Annotated in this window: 12 protein-coding genes; 11 read left to right on the plus strand and 1 reads right to left on the minus strand. The window is 60.3% G+C overall.

Translation table 11 applies throughout. The features are described 5' to 3' along the window. The first annotated feature begins 188 nt into the window (after positions 1-188). From murJ to ispH, 6 genes are all read left to right on the plus strand, one after another. Positions 189-1,727: a murein biosynthesis integral membrane protein MurJ gene (gene murJ, locus HKK53_RS25120; protein ID WP_169373003.1), complete on the plus strand. Its 1,539-nt coding sequence runs from the start codon at positions 189-191 to the stop codon at positions 1,725-1,727. 129 nt (positions 1,728-1,856) lie between these two features. After that, positions 1,857-2,807, plus strand: a complete 951-nt coding sequence (gene ribF, locus HKK53_RS25125) for a bifunctional riboflavin kinase/FAD synthetase (RefSeq protein WP_169373004.1) — start codon at positions 1,857-1,859, stop codon at positions 2,805-2,807. Next, positions 2,808-5,639, plus strand: coding sequence for an isoleucine--tRNA ligase (ileS, locus tag HKK53_RS25130; protein ID WP_169373005.1), 2,832 nt, complete (start codon positions 2,808-2,810; stop codon positions 5,637-5,639). Beyond that, the gene (gene lspA, locus HKK53_RS25135) at positions 5,632-6,144 is read left to right on the plus strand and encodes a signal peptidase II (protein ID WP_169373006.1); all 513 of its coding nucleotides are present in this window, start codon (positions 5,632-5,634) and stop codon (positions 6,142-6,144) included. Before ileS ends, lspA begins: the two co-directional genes overlap by 8 nt. 7 nt (positions 6,145-6,151) lie before the next feature. Next, positions 6,152-6,589 carry an FKBP-type peptidyl-prolyl cis-trans isomerase gene (fkpB, locus tag HKK53_RS25140; protein ID WP_178117499.1) on the plus strand — a complete coding sequence of 146 codons (438 nt, stop codon included), beginning with the start codon at positions 6,152-6,154 and terminating at the stop codon, positions 6,587-6,589. Positions 6,590-6,745: 156 nt separating this feature from the next. Further along, complete coding sequence (gene ispH / locus HKK53_RS25145; protein WP_169373008.1) at positions 6,746-7,693, plus strand: 4-hydroxy-3-methylbut-2-enyl diphosphate reductase; 948 nt, start codon at positions 6,746-6,748, stop codon at positions 7,691-7,693. Here ispH and HKK53_RS25150 read toward each other — a convergent pair. Further along, the gene (locus HKK53_RS25150; protein WP_169373009.1) at positions 7,662-8,219 is read right to left on the minus strand and encodes a GspH/FimT family pseudopilin; all 558 of its coding nucleotides are present in this window, start codon (positions 8,217-8,219) and stop codon (positions 7,662-7,664) included. The two genes, ispH and HKK53_RS25150, sit on opposite strands and share 32 nt — an antisense overlap. 130 nt (positions 8,220-8,349) lie before the next feature. On the opposite strand from HKK53_RS25150, the gene HKK53_RS25155 reads away from it, so the two are divergent. From HKK53_RS25155 to HKK53_RS25175, 5 genes are read left to right on the plus strand one after another with little or no spacing between them, the layout of a single operon-like run. Beyond that, complete coding sequence (locus HKK53_RS25155; RefSeq protein ID WP_169373010.1) at positions 8,350-8,823, plus strand: GspH/FimT family pseudopilin; 474 nt, start codon at positions 8,350-8,352, stop codon at positions 8,821-8,823. Next, complete coding sequence (pilV, locus tag HKK53_RS25160) at positions 8,820-9,269, plus strand: type IV pilus modification protein PilV (protein ID WP_169373011.1); 450 nt, start codon at positions 8,820-8,822, stop codon at positions 9,267-9,269. The genes HKK53_RS25155 and pilV overlap by 4 nt, the downstream gene beginning before the upstream one ends. Then, positions 9,266-9,979, plus strand: a complete 714-nt coding sequence (locus HKK53_RS25165) for a PilW family protein (protein WP_169373012.1) — start codon at positions 9,266-9,268, stop codon at positions 9,977-9,979. The genes pilV and HKK53_RS25165 overlap by 4 nt, the downstream gene beginning before the upstream one ends. An 11-nt stretch (positions 9,980-9,990) precedes the next feature. After that, positions 9,991-10,473, plus strand: a complete 483-nt coding sequence (locus tag HKK53_RS25170) for a pilus assembly PilX family protein (protein ID WP_169373013.1) — start codon at positions 9,991-9,993, stop codon at positions 10,471-10,473. After that, positions 10,460-13,567 carry a pilus assembly protein gene (locus HKK53_RS25175; RefSeq protein ID WP_169373014.1) on the plus strand — a complete coding sequence of 1,036 codons (3,108 nt, stop codon included), beginning with the start codon at positions 10,460-10,462 and terminating at the stop codon, positions 13,565-13,567. Before HKK53_RS25170 ends, HKK53_RS25175 begins: the two co-directional genes overlap by 14 nt. The last annotated feature ends 7 nt before the right edge of the window (positions 13,568-13,574 follow it).

Here is a 13,574-nt window from a genome sequence, read left to right on the forward strand (position 1 = left end):
GAGTTGATGTCTTGTCAAGGGCGGTTGAGACGTTCCGCTAAGTGGTAGGTATAAAGAGGCGGGATATTTATTTCCGGCGCTTGACCTGTAAACTCGCGAGCTTTGGCTCTGTGCTGCTGCGGCGCGGAGTATCGCATAAGTAGGCGCTTTGTTCGCCTGCTGTTTATCGACAGGCACAAACTCTTTCAATGAATCTGCTCAAATCGTTGGCCGCCGTCAGCTCTATCACGATGCTTTCCCGGGTTCTGGGGTTCGTTCGTGACACTCTTATCGCGCGTACATTTGGTGCGGGGATGGCGACCGACGCCTTCTTTATCGCCTTCAAGTTGCCCAATCTGCTGCGGCGGATCTTCGCCGAGGGGGCCTTTTCCCAGGCATTCGTGCCGATTCTTGCCGAATACAAGAGCCAGAAAGGCGAGGAGGCGACGCGAACCTTCATTGCCTACGTCTCTGGCCTGCTGACCCTGGTGCTGGCGCTGGTCACGGCGTTGGGGATGATCGCCGCGCCCTGGGTGATCTGGGCCACGGCGCCGGGTTTCACCGATACGCCTGAGAAATTCGAGCTGACGTCCAGCCTGTTGCGGGTAACGTTCCCTTATATATTGCTGATTTCCCTGTCTTCATTGGCCGGGGCGATCCTCAATACCTATAACCGTTTCTCGGTGCCGGCCTTCGTGCCGACGCTGCTTAACGTCAGCATGATTATCTTTTCGCTGTTCCTGACGCCGTACTTCAATCCGCCGGTGATGGCGCTTGGCTGGGCCGTGCTGGTCGGTGGCCTGGCGCAATTGCTCTATCAACTGCCGCACCTGAAAAAGATCGGCATGCTGGTGCTGCCACGCCTGAGCCTGCGCGACACGGGCGTCTGGCGGGTGATGAAGCAGATGTTGCCGGCCATTCTTGGCGTTTCCGTCAGCCAGATTTCCCTGATCATCAACACCATTTTCGCTTCCTACCTTGTGGCCGGCTCCGTGTCCTGGATGTATTACGCTGATCGCCTGATGGAATTGCCGTCCGGCGTGCTCGGCGTGGCTTTGGGCACGATCTTGCTCCCGACACTGGCCAAGACCTACGCCAGCCAGGATCGCCAGGAATACTCGCGCATCCTCGATTGGGGCCTGCGCTTGTGCTTCGTGCTGGTGCTGCCGTGTTCGCTCGCGTTGGGGATTCTGGCCGAACCGCTGACAGTTTCGTTGTTCCAGTACGGCGCATTCAGCGCACTTGACGCCTCCATGACCCAGCGGGCGCTGATCGCTTATTCGGTCGGTTTACTCGGGATTATCGTGATCAAAGTGCTGGCGCCGGGCTTCTATGCGCAACAAAACATCCGCACACCAGTGAAAATCGCGATTTTCACGCTGATCGTCACGCAGTTGTTCAACCTGGTCCTGATCGGCCCGCTGGCCCACGCCGGCCTGGCCTTGGCCATCAGTATCGGCGCTTGCATCAATGCCGGGCTGTTGTTCTATCAGTTGCGCAAACAGCAGATGTACCAGCCGCAACCGGGTTGGGGGAAGTTCGGGTTCAAGCTTGTCGTTGCGGTGTTGGTGATGTCGGCAGTGCTGCTCGCCGGGATGCATTTCATGCCGGCCTGGGATCAGGGGCACATGCTTGAGCGTTTCCTGCGCCTGGGTGCCTTGGTAGTGGCTGGCGTGGTCGCTTATTTCGGCATGTTGCTGCTGATGGGCTTCCGTTTGCGCGACTTCAATCGCAAGGCGTTGAGCTGAGGCGTTTGCCTCGATAAACACGGGCGGGCCGGCGGTTTTGTCGGTTCGATTACTTTGGGTTACGGTGTTGCCTGTCGTCGGCCGCCGGGTGTGGTTATAATCGACCACTTTATGAGCAAGAAGCGCGTTATGCAGCTGGTTCGAGGCCTCCACAATCTGCGCCCCCAGCATCGGGGCTGTGTCGCCACTATTGGCAACTTTGACGGTGTTCACCGTGGTCACCAGGCAATCCTGGTCAGGCTGCGTGAGCGTGCGCTCGAGTTGGGCGTGCCCAGCTGCGTGGTGATTTTCGAGCCACAGCCGCGGGAATTCTTTGCGCCTGACACCGCGCCAGCGCGTCTGGCCCGGCTGCGGGACAAACTGCAGCTGTTGGCCGACGAAGGCGTCGACCGGGTTTTGTGCCTGGCCTTCAACCAGCGCCTGAGCAAGCTCAGCGCCGCGGAATTCGTCGATACGATTCTGGTGGATGGCCTGGGCGTGCAGCACCTGGAGGTCGGTGACGACTTCCGTTTCGGTTGTGATCGGGTAGGGGATTTCGATTTCCTGCAGCAAGCCGGCGTCCTTCAGGGTTTTACCGTCGAAGCGGCGCAAACCGTCGAACTGGACGGTATTCGCGTCAGCAGCACCCAGGTGCGGAATGCCCTGGCCGCGGCCGACTTTGTCCTGGCCGAACGCTTGCTCGGTCGGCCGTTCCAGATTACCGGGCGGGTGCTGCATGGCCAGAAGCTGGCGCGCCAGCTCGGCACGCCGACCGCCAATATCCAGCTCAAGCGACGTCGCGTGCCGTTGTCCGGGGTTTACCTGGTCAACGTCGACATCGACGGCAAGACCTGGCCAGGCGTCGCCAATATCGGCGTACGGCCCACGGTCCAAGGTGATGGCAAAGCTCACCTGGAAGTCCATCTTTTAGATTTTGCCGGCGATCTGTATGACCGGCGTTTGACGGTGGTTTTCCACCACAAGCTGCGTGAAGAGCAGCGTTTCGCCTCTCTGGAGGCGCTTAAGACGGCGATCAATGCGGATGTCGCCGCCGCCCGTGCCCTGTCGCACCTAGCGCCAATCGCTAATGAAGAGCCTTAAATGACCGACTATAAAGCCACGCTAAACCTTCCGGACACCGCCTTCCCAATGAAGGCCGGCCTGCCTCAGCGCGAACCGCAGATTTTGCAGCGCTGGGACAGCATTGGCCTGTACGGTAAGTTGCGCGAGATTGGCAAGGATCGTCCGAAGTTCGTTCTGCATGACGGTCCTCCGTATGCCAACGGCACGATTCACATCGGTCACGCACTGAACAAGATTCTCAAGGACATGATCATCCGCTCGAAAACCCTGTCGGGTTTCGACGCGCCTTATGTTCCGGGCTGGGACTGCCATGGTCTGCCGATCGAGCACAAAGTCGAAGTGACCCACGGCAAGAACCTGGGCGCGGATAAAACCCGCGAACTGTGCCGTGCCTACGCCACCGAGCAGATCGAAGGCCAGAAATCCGAGTTCATCCGTCTGGGCGTGTTGGGCGACTTCGCCAACCCGTACAAGACCATGGACTTCAAGAACGAGGCCGGTGAAATCCGCGCGCTCGCCGAAATCGTCAAGGGCGGTTTCGTGTTCAAGGGCTTGAAGCCGGTGAACTGGTGCTTTGACTGCGGTTCGGCCCTGGCTGAAGCAGAAGTCGAGTACGAAAACAAAAAGTCCTCGACCATCGACGTCGCCTTCCCGATTGCCGACGAGGCCAAACTGGCGGCCGCATTCGGTCTCGCGTCCCTGGCCAAACCGGCTTCGATCGTGATCTGGACCACCACCCCGTGGACCATCCCGGCCAACCAGGCGCTGAACGTTCACCCGGAATTCAACTACGCCCTGGTTGATGTCGGCGACAAACTGCTGGTACTGGCCGAAGAGCTGGTGGAGTCGTGCCTGGCCCGCTACAGCCTGGAAGGTTCGGTCATCGCGACCACCACCGGTAAAGCGCTGGAGCTGATCAACTTCCGTCACCCGTTCTACGATCGCCTGTCGCCGGTTTACCTGGCTGACTACGTCGAACTGGGCGCTGGCACCGGCGTGGTTCACTCCGCCCCGGCCTACGGCGTGGATGACTTCGTGACCTGCAAAGCCTATGGCATGGTCAACGATGACATCCTCAATCCAGTGCAAAGCAACGGCGTTTACGTGCCGTCGCTGGAGTTCTTCGGCGGCCAGTTCATCTGGAAAGCCAACCCGGCCATCGTCGACAAGCTGACTGAAGTCGGTGCGCTGCTGCACACCACCGTCATCGAACACAGCTACATGCACTGCTGGCGTCACAAGACTCCGCTGATCTACCGCGCCACCGCGCAGTGGTTCATCGGCATGGACAAAGAGCCGACGTCTGGCGAAACCCTGCGCAAGCGGGCGATCAAGGCCATCGAAGAGACCAAATTCGTCCCGGCCTGGGGCCAGGCGCGCCTGCACTCGATGATCGCCAACCGTCCGGACTGGTGCATCTCCCGCCAGCGCAACTGGGGCGTGCCGATCCCGTTCTTCCTGAACAAGGAAAGCGGTGAACTGCACCCGCGTACCGCCGAGCTGATGGAAGAAGTCGCCAAGCGCGTCGAAGTCGAAGGCATCGAAGCCTGGTTCAAGATGGACGCGGCCGAGCTGCTCGGTGACGAAGCGCCGCTGTACGACAAGATCAGCGACACCCTCGACGTCTGGTTCGACTCGGGCACCACGCACTGGCACGTTCTGCGCGGTTCGCACCCGATGGGCCACGAGACCGGCCCGCGTGCCGACCTGTACCTGGAAGGCTCGGACCAACACCGTGGCTGGTTCCACTCGTCATTGCTGACCGGTTGCGCCATCGACAACCACGCGCCGTACCGCGAGCTGCTGACCCACGGTTTTACCGTCGACGAGTCCGGTCGCAAGATGTCCAAGTCCCTGGGCAACGTGATCGCGCCGCAAAAGGTCAACGACACCCTGGGCGCCGACATCATGCGTCTGTGGGTAGCTTCCACCGATTACTCGGGCGAAATGGCGGTTTCCGATCAGATCTTGCAACGCAGTGCGGACGCCTACCGGCGGATCCGTAACACCGCGCGCTTCCTGCTCTCGAACCTGACCGGTTTCAACCCGGCCACCGACATCCTGCCGGCCGAAGAAATGCTGGCCCTGGACCGTTGGGCCGTGGACCGCACCCTGCTGCTGCAACGCGAGCTGCAAGAGCACTACGGCGAATACCGCTTCTGGAACGTCTATTCCAAGATCCACAACTTCTGCGTGCAGGAGCTGGGCGGTTTCTACCTCGACATCATCAAGGACCGTCAGTACACCACTGGCGCCAACAGCAAGGCTCGCCGTTCGGCGCAAACCGCGCTGTACCACATCAGTGAAGCGCTGGTGCGCTGGATCGCGCCGATCCTCGCCTTTACCGCCGACGAACTGTGGGAATACCTGCCGGGCGAGCGCAACGAATCGGTGATGCTCAACACCTGGTACGAAGGCCTGACCGAGCTGCCGGACAACGTCGAACTGGGCCGCGCCTACTGGGAGCGAATCATGGCGGTAAAAGTCGCGGTCAACAAGGAAATGGAAATCCAGCGCGCGGCCAAGGCGGTCGGTGGCAACCTGCAAGCCGAAGTGACGCTGTTCGCCGAAGAGGCGCTGAGCGCCGACCTGGCCAAGCTGAGCAACGAACTGCGCTTTGTCCTGATCACTTCGACCGCCAGCGTCGCACCGTTCGTGCAAGCGCCGGCCGACGCGGTGGTCACCGAAGTCAGCGGCCTGAAGCTGAAGATCGTCAAGTCGGCCTTCGCCAAGTGCGCCCGTTGCTGGCACTGCCGTGAAGACGTCGGCGTGAACCCGGAGCATCCGGAAATCTGCGGTCGTTGCGTCGACAACATCAGCGGCGCGGGCGAGGTTCGTCACTATGCCTAATGCGGCTGGCCGTTTCGGACGGCTGAGCTGGCTTTGGTTGAGCATGCTGGTCCTGGTCATTGACCAGGCCAGCAAGTTCTACTTCGAAGGCAAGCTCGAGATGTACCAGCAAATCGTGGTGATCCCCGATTTGTTCAGCTGGACCCTGGCCTACAATACCGGCGCGGCGTTCAGCTTCCTGGCCGACAGCTCTGGCTGGCAGCGCTGGTTGTTTGCGCTGATCGCCGTGGTGGTCAGTGCGGTGCTGGTGGTCTGGCTCAAACGCCTCGGGCGCAACGAAACCTGGCTGGCCGTCGCTTTGGCGCTGGTGCTGGGCGGCGCGCTGGGCAATCTGTATGACCGCATTGCCCTGGGCCATGTGATCGATTTCATCCTGGTGCACTGGCAGAACCGCTGGTATTTCCCGGCGTTCAACTTTGCCGACAGCGCCATCAGCGTCGGTGCGGTAATGCTTGCGCTGGATATGTTCAAAAGCAAGAAAACCGGAGAAACCGTTCATGACTGAACAGGTATTGGCTGAGCAACGCATCCGCCAGAACACGGAAGTCACCTTGCACTTTGCACTGCGCCTGGAGAACGGCGACACCGTCGACAGCACCTTCGACAAAGCCCCGGCGACCTTCAAGGTCGGCGATGGCAACCTGTTACCAGGTTTCGAAGCAGCACTGTTCGGCTTCAAGGCTGGCGACAAGCGCACCCTGACCATTGCGCCGGAAAACGCTTTTGGCCAGCCCAACCCGCAAAACGTACAGATCATCCCGCGTTCGCAGTTCAAGGACATGGACCTGTCGCCGGGGTTGCTGGTGATCTTCAACGATGCGGCCAATACTGAGTTGCCCGGGATCGTGAAAGAATTCGATGATGACCAGGTCACTATCGACTTCAATCACCCGCTGGCTGGCAAGACATTGACCTTTGACGTTGAGATCATCGACGTCAAATCGCTGTAACTGACCGAACACGGTCCAATGTAGGAGCGAAGCTTGCTCGCGAAGGCGTCATCACATTCAGCATTGATGTCGACTGACCCACCGCTTTCGCGAGCAAGCTTCGCTCCTACAAGTTGTAATGATCTAATTTCTTGCGCGCAAGACACGAGGCACAGCATGCAAATCAAACTCGCCAACCCCCGTGGCTTCTGCGCCGGCGTGGACCGGGCGATCGAAATCGTCAACCGCGCCCTGGAAGTCTTCGGGCCGCCGATCTATGTGCGCCACGAAGTGGTACACAACAAATTCGTCGTCGAAGACCTGCGTTCCCGCGGGGCGATCTTCGTCGAGGAACTGGATCAGGTGCCGGATGACGTCATCGTGATCTTCAGTGCCCACGGCGTTTCCCAAGCCGTGCGTACCGAAGCGGCCGGTCGTGGCCTGAAAGTGTTCGACGCGACCTGCCCGCTGGTGACCAAGGTGCACATCGAAGTCGCGCGCTACAGCCGTGACGGTCGTGAATGCATCCTGATCGGCCACGCCGGTCATCCGGAAGTCGAAGGCACCATGGGCCAGTACGATGGCAGTAATGGTGGCGCGATCTATCTGGTTGAAGACGAAAAAGACGTCGCCACCCTGCAAGTGCACAACCCCGACAAATTGGCGTTCGTGACCCAGACCACCTTGTCCATGGACGACACCAGCCGTGTGATCGACGCCCTGCGTGCGCGTTTCCCGGCCATCGGTGGTCCGCGCAAGGACGACATCTGCTACGCCACGCAAAACCGTCAGGACGCGGTCAAGCAACTGGCGGACGAATGCGACGTGGTGCTGGTGGTTGGCAGCCCGAACAGTTCCAACTCCAATCGCCTGCGGGAATTGGCCGAGCGCATGGCCACCCCGGCCTACCTGATCGACGGTGCCGAAGACCTGCAAAAAAGCTGGTTCGAGGGTGTCGAGCGTATCGGCATCACCGCTGGCGCCTCCGCACCGGAAGTGCTGGTGCGTGGCGTGATCCAGCAGTTGCAGGCCTGGGGCGCTACCGGCGCCGATGAGCTGTCTGGTCGTGAGGAGAACATCACCTTCTCCATGCCTAAAGAGCTGCGCGTGCGCTCTTTGCTTTAAGCCTTTTCTCCTCGGCACACAGCGCCTGCTCAACTTTCTGGTTGTTCAGGCGCACGCGCCCCGTCGCGGCCAGCACCACCTGAAGGTGACTGACCGGCTCGCGGGCCGCGCAGAGGTGCAATGTCCCCGCTTGGAAGGCCTTGTCTGGCATCAACGGTTCCCCGAGACCACTGAAGCGGACGAAACTCACGACCCGCCAGTTGCCGACAATCGGCACTCGAGCGCTACTGCGCTGCTCGAAGAGCAATGGATTGCGGGTGTCCTCATGCCCCTCGCCACTGACATCCGCAATAATCCGCCAACCCTGGCTCCAGTCGTCATCAATGGCGTGGATGATTACAGTCTGATTGCGTGTGATCGCTTCGCTCCTGGCGCTGCGCAGGCCACTGATCAGCGATTGCGCGGCTTCTTCGCGATGATTCGCTTCGGCCAGCGCCGCAAACGCCGGACTGACCAACAGCAGAACAATCCCGGCAATTGCCAGTCCCATGAGCAGTTCGATCAGGCTTAAGCCTTGCTGATGCATGTATTTCCCTCCCTGGAACGGTGCGATTCGCGCAATCCATGCGCGAGTAATGGCAAAACAACCGTACATCTGCCGGTCGAATGTTCTAGCGTGTAGAAGCAGGTATAGCCGACGGCAACGGAGGGCACCGATGGATCATCGTACAAAAGGTTTCACGCTGGTCGAGGTGCTGATCACGCTCGCGATTTTTCTGATCCTGATCACGATGGCGGTGCCGATGTTTACCCGTTCGATACAGGGCACCCGGGCTGATACCGAGGTGGGCGACCTGCAACGCGCGCTCAATTACGCACGGCTAGAGGCCATCGACCGTGGTGTTACCACGCGACTGCGGCCGACTGCCGGTGGCAGCGTCTGGACCGGGGAGCTGACGGTCTACGAGGGTACTGGCACTCTGGCCAATATATTACGGGTTGTTCCAGCGATGAGCAGTGGTGCGACTCTGACGCTAACCTCTGGAGTGACTGCCATCGATTTCAACAATCTGGGCGGTTTGTCGGCACCGTCCACGGCGGTGGTGATCACTTATGTATTGGGGGCGCAGAGCAAGACGCTGAATGTGTGTTTGAACGGACGGATTCTATTGGGTGGAAGTTGCGGATGAGGGAGCGGAGCAGGCGAGCACAGGAGGGCATGACGCTGATCGAGGTACTGGTCGCGTTGTTGATTCTGACCGTGGGGCTGTTGGGGGCGGCGGCGATTCAGCTCAATGCGCTCAAGTACACCGACAGTGCGCGGATGACCAGCCAGGCGAGTTTTATCGCCTACGACATGCTGGATCGCATCCGCGCCAACACCGGTGCCGATTACACCGTCACGCCTCCGACGTCGGCCAACCTGAGCGTCGCCCGGGACCAGGATCTCTACGATTTCACCACCAATATCGTCGCCTTTGGCGGGGCGAGCGCCACCGGCAGCGTGGCGCTGAATCAGCGGGTGTACACCATCACCATCACCTGGGATGACTCGCGGGCCACCAACGTCGCCAACTCGCGGCGCAGTTTTGTCCTGACCAGTCGTGCCGCCGTCGACCCGGTGACCACGCCATGAAACAGTCCAACCGAGGCTTTGGCTTGATCGAGGTGTTGATCGCCCTGGCGTTGAGCCTGATCGTGGTACTGGGCGTGGCGCAGGTGTTCATCGCGGCCAAGAACACCTACGTCAGCCAGAACACCGCCGCCGCGATGCAGGAAGATGCGCGGTTCGTGTTGAGCAAGATGATTCAGGAAATTCGCATGGTCGGGATGTTTGGCTGCCTGGGGGCCGTCACGGACGCCAGTTCGACGGGTGACTTCAATGCCAGCCAGTTGGCGCCGATCAGTTGGGATAACGCCAATCTCAAGCTGACCATGGTGACAGCGGATGTGGGTGGCAGTGGCGGTACGCCGACCTGGACCGTGCTCTCCGACTGTAAAACCAGCGCCACGGCCTACACGGGGGCTAGAGTCGCGTCATCCGGGCAAATGGCTTTCCCGATTCGACGGTTGATCTACAGCTTCAGCAATAACCAGCTGTTGATGGGCGTTGGCAGCGGTACGCCAACCCAGGCGGTGCTGATCAACAACGTCAGTGCCTTCAACGTGTCCTTTGGCGTCGCCACCAGTACCAGCGATGTGGCGGCCTCCAGTTACAGCGCCAATCCAGCCAATACCGCGTTGATACGCAGCGTGCGCCTGACCCTGACGCTGACCGATCCGAACAATCGCGTGCGCAATCAAACCTTCAACGTGGTTGCGGCTCTGCGCAACCGGCTGCAGTAGGTGAGTGCCGGATGAGAGCCCCGACAAACAAGCAAACAAACCAACGGGGAATGGCCTTGCTGGTCAGCCTGGTATTTCTGTTGCTGCTGACGGTGATCGGCATTTCATCGATGCAGAACGCGACCCTCCAGGAAAAAATGGCCGCCAGCGTGACCCTGCGCAATAAATCCTTCCAACTGGCCGAAGCCACCTTGCGCATCGGCGAAAGCGCGGTACAACTGGCGACCTATACGCTGGCGGTGTGCGGCACCACGGCGCAATGCGCGCCGCCGGCGGAATCCTCGAGCGTGACCGGTGCCGGGCTCAATTCCACGTCGGGGGTCACCTGGATTGCCGCCGGCGGCGGCTTGTATGGGGTGCAGAACATCGGCACGACGACGGGCGCCGTCAACATCCCAAGCAACTCCTCGGCGACGCTGTACCGGGTCACCGCAGTCGGCATCGTCGGCAATAACGTTCGCAGTGTGGTGGAGAGCATCTATGCCAAGTATTGATGCTCGCGGTGGCTGGCGCCGAGGGTGGGCGCAGGTGCTTTTCGGTGCGTTGCTGAGCCTGTACCTGGCGGCGCCGGCCTACGCCTTCACGCCATCGGACTCCCCGCTGTTGAGCGCGGCGGCGGTGCCACCGAACGTCATGTTGTTGATCGACGACTCGGGGAGCATGAACACCATCATCTTCGCGGCGGGCTTCGACCCCGCGGTCAACCGCACGCCGGCCAGGCAGTGCAACGCCTTTATCGGCTTGTGTCTGAGTGCTTCTGACATCGTCGGCAGCTCGATCTTCCTCTCCAGTCTGCCGAGCTCCGGGTGTTCAGGTGGTGCGTACGCGTTCTACAACAACAGTCTGACCCCGCAATGCATCAAGCTCCCAGACCCGGTGGGCAATGAAAATACCCGCTACACCGACGACTACCTCTCGTACCTGGTGGGTTTGGCCAACGGTAGCAATCGTGATTTCACTAACGGCTCGATCCCCAACGACTATCGAGTCAACGTGGCGCGTAATGTCTCCGCTGCATTGGTAGCCGGTAACCGCGGCTTGCGTATCGGCCTGGCTACGTTCAATCCGCCCAGCAGCAACAACTCCGCCAATGGCGGTTATATCGCTCGGCCCATCAGCGATCTGGCAGTCGTCACCGGCAGCGTTACCCAGTCCCAGGCTGACACCAATTACAACAACCTGATCTCCTCCATCAATAACCTGGCGGCTGTGGCCAACACGCCGCTGGCCGAAACCTACTACGAAATCACCCGTTATTTTCGCGGTATGACGCCGTACTACAACTCGACGCCGACGACCTACACCAGCCCGATCCAGTATCGCTGCCAGAAGAACTACGGCGTGGTCGTCACTGACGGCTTGCCGACCTATGATCGGACGTTTCCGACCAACGATCCGCTGGGCACCACCCGCTTGCCCAACTGGGACGGGATCAACAACGATGGCAATAACCTCAGTGGCGATGACGAGGGCGACACCCTGTATCTGGACGACATCGCCAAGTTCGCTTTCGACATCGACATGCGTTCGACCGGTACGGACCTGGCCGGCAAAAGCTGGACCGCGGCGGATTTTCCCAAGCAGTACATGAACACCTACACCGTGGGTTTCACCGCAGCCAACCCGATGCTGTCGGATGCGGCCGCTTACGGCCAGGGCCTGTATTACCAGGCTAACGACGCTGCCGGTCTTAACGCGGCCTTGTCCTCGGCCTTGAGCAACATCACCTCCAAGGCCGGATCGGGCGGTAGCGGTGTCACCAGCGGCACCACGGTGGCCAGCGGTTCGAGTTACTTCCAGACCAGCTACGACCCCAAGGACTGGCGCGGGACGATCAAGTCCTACGGCTTCACGGCCAGCGGCTCGGTCAATACATCCTCGGTGTTATGGACCACCGACACGGCCATCGTGCCGGGAGCCACGGCGCCGACCTACCAGTCCTGGAACACCCTGACCAACGCCGCGATTACCTTGGCCTACGGCAACTTTTCCCCGGCCCAGCAAACCTCGCTCAGCCAGAGTCTGCCGACCGGGATTGTCGGCAATGACCTGGTGGAGTGGAGCAAGGGCACCAACAAGACCGGGCTGAAAGTGCGCTCGGTATTGCTCGGTGACATCATCAACTCGCCCCTTGCGCTGGCTTCTCCCACGGATCAGACCGCGTCGGATCTGGTGGGCGATTCCACCTACACCACCTATCTGGCGACCAAAGCCGCCAACATGAGCCCCAGCCTGGTGGTCAACGCCAACGACGGCTTTCTCAATGTCATCAACGCCGCCAACGGTGCCCGACGTTATGCCTACATGCCGTCCAGCGTGCTGCCGTCGTTGCGCTATATTGCCGATCCCACCTATATCAACGGCGTGAGCCACAAGTTTCTGGTGGACGGTCAGGTCGGGGTGTTCGACGCCCAACTCAGCGGCGCCTGGAAAACCCTGGCCCTGGGCGGTGTAGGGGCGGGCGGCAAGACGTTCTACGCCGTGCAGCTGTTTGATGCGTCAGCGGGTAACGCCTTCAAGGCATTGTGGGAAATCAGCGCACCGACCACGGCGAACACGGCGAACGCTTTCAATGACCTGGGTTATGCCTATGCGCGCCCGGAAGTGGCACGCTTGGCCGATGGGCGTTGGGCGGCTTTCATCTCCAACGGCTACGGGAGCAATTCGGGGGTGGCAGCGTTGTATGTGGTGGACGTACGTGACGGTTCGCTGATCAAGAAAATCGTCATCGACAGCACGGAAACCACCAATGGCCTGTCTTCGGTGGAGCTCAAGGTCAACTCGCAGAACGTGGTGCAGGCCGCTTATGGCGGCGACCTGAAAGGACGTTTGTGGAAGTTCGACCTGAGTGGCGCCACAACTGACAGCTGGGGCGTCGCTTTTTCCGGCAAGCCATTGTTCACGACCCCGGGTGGCGCCACACAACCGATTACCGCGCAACCGCTGCTGGCGGACAATTCCCTGGGCGGCAAGCAGGTGTTTTTCGGTACCGGGAAATTCAATGAGACTGCCGACAAGACCAACAAGGATCTTCAAGCGTTCTACTCGGTATGGGATGCCGATGGCGGATCTGGACAGATGACGGTGTCGAGTTTGCAGGCCCAGGCCGTGACCGGGGTGATCGGCGGCAGCGCGGGCGGGCAATTCATTACCACAAGCCAGAATGACACGACCTACCCGGCCGAGAAGGGGTGGTACCTGCCGCTGGTATACAACAGCGTGTTGACCGGTGAGCGGGTGATCAATCAGGCCAGCCTGGTTGCCGGCCGCATCGTGTTCACCACGGCCAGCGTCGACACCACCGACCCTTGCGCCAGTTTCGGTACCGGGAAGCTGGTCGAGCTGGATGCATTCAGCGGTAAGATGCTCAACTACGCGGTGCTCGACACCAATGGCGACGGGCTGGTCGACAGCACGGATTCGATTTCCAGCGGGGTGATTTTCACCGGTGGTATTCCGACGCTGAACGCGATCGTCAACAATGCGTCCCGCAAAATTGTGAACGATTCCAGCGGTGGCATCAGCTCCCTGGTGGAAAAACCCGGCGGTGGCGGCGGCCGTCGCATCATGTGGCGACAAATACAGTAAGTGAGAG

It is taken from the genome of Pseudomonas sp. ADAK7 (genome assembly GCF_012935675.1).
Lineage (GTDB): Bacteria > Pseudomonadota > Gammaproteobacteria > Pseudomonadales > Pseudomonadaceae > Aquipseudomonas.

What these genes read in the sequence shown, in the direction of transcription:
- murJ (WP_169373003.1), top strand. Translation starts at nt 189, where the DNA reads ATGAATCTGCTCAAATCGTTGGCCGCCGTCAGCTCTATCACGATGCTT.
- ribF (WP_169373004.1), top strand. Translation starts at nt 1,857, where the DNA reads ATGCAGCTGGTTCGAGGCCTCCACAATCTGCGCCCCCAGCATCGGGGC.
- ileS (WP_169373005.1), top strand. Translation starts at nt 2,808, where the DNA reads ATGACCGACTATAAAGCCACGCTAAACCTTCCGGACACCGCCTTCCCA.
- lspA (WP_169373006.1), top strand. Translation starts at nt 5,632, where the DNA reads ATGCCTAATGCGGCTGGCCGTTTCGGACGGCTGAGCTGGCTTTGGTTG.
- ispH (WP_169373008.1), top strand. Translation starts at nt 6,746, where the DNA reads ATGCAAATCAAACTCGCCAACCCCCGTGGCTTCTGCGCCGGCGTGGAC.
- HKK53_RS25150 (WP_169373009.1), bottom strand. Translation starts at nt 8,219, where the DNA reads ATGCATCAGCAAGGCTTAAGCCTGATCGAACTGCTCATGGGACTGGCA.
- HKK53_RS25155 (WP_169373010.1), top strand. Translation starts at nt 8,350, where the DNA reads ATGGATCATCGTACAAAAGGTTTCACGCTGGTCGAGGTGCTGATCACG.
- pilV (WP_169373011.1), top strand. Translation starts at nt 8,820, where the DNA reads ATGAGGGAGCGGAGCAGGCGAGCACAGGAGGGCATGACGCTGATCGAG.
- HKK53_RS25165 (WP_169373012.1), top strand. Translation starts at nt 9,266, where the DNA reads ATGAAACAGTCCAACCGAGGCTTTGGCTTGATCGAGGTGTTGATCGCC.
- HKK53_RS25170 (WP_169373013.1), top strand. Translation starts at nt 9,991, where the DNA reads ATGAGAGCCCCGACAAACAAGCAAACAAACCAACGGGGAATGGCCTTG.
- HKK53_RS25175 (WP_169373014.1), top strand. Translation starts at nt 10,460, where the DNA reads ATGCCAAGTATTGATGCTCGCGGTGGCTGGCGCCGAGGGTGGGCGCAG.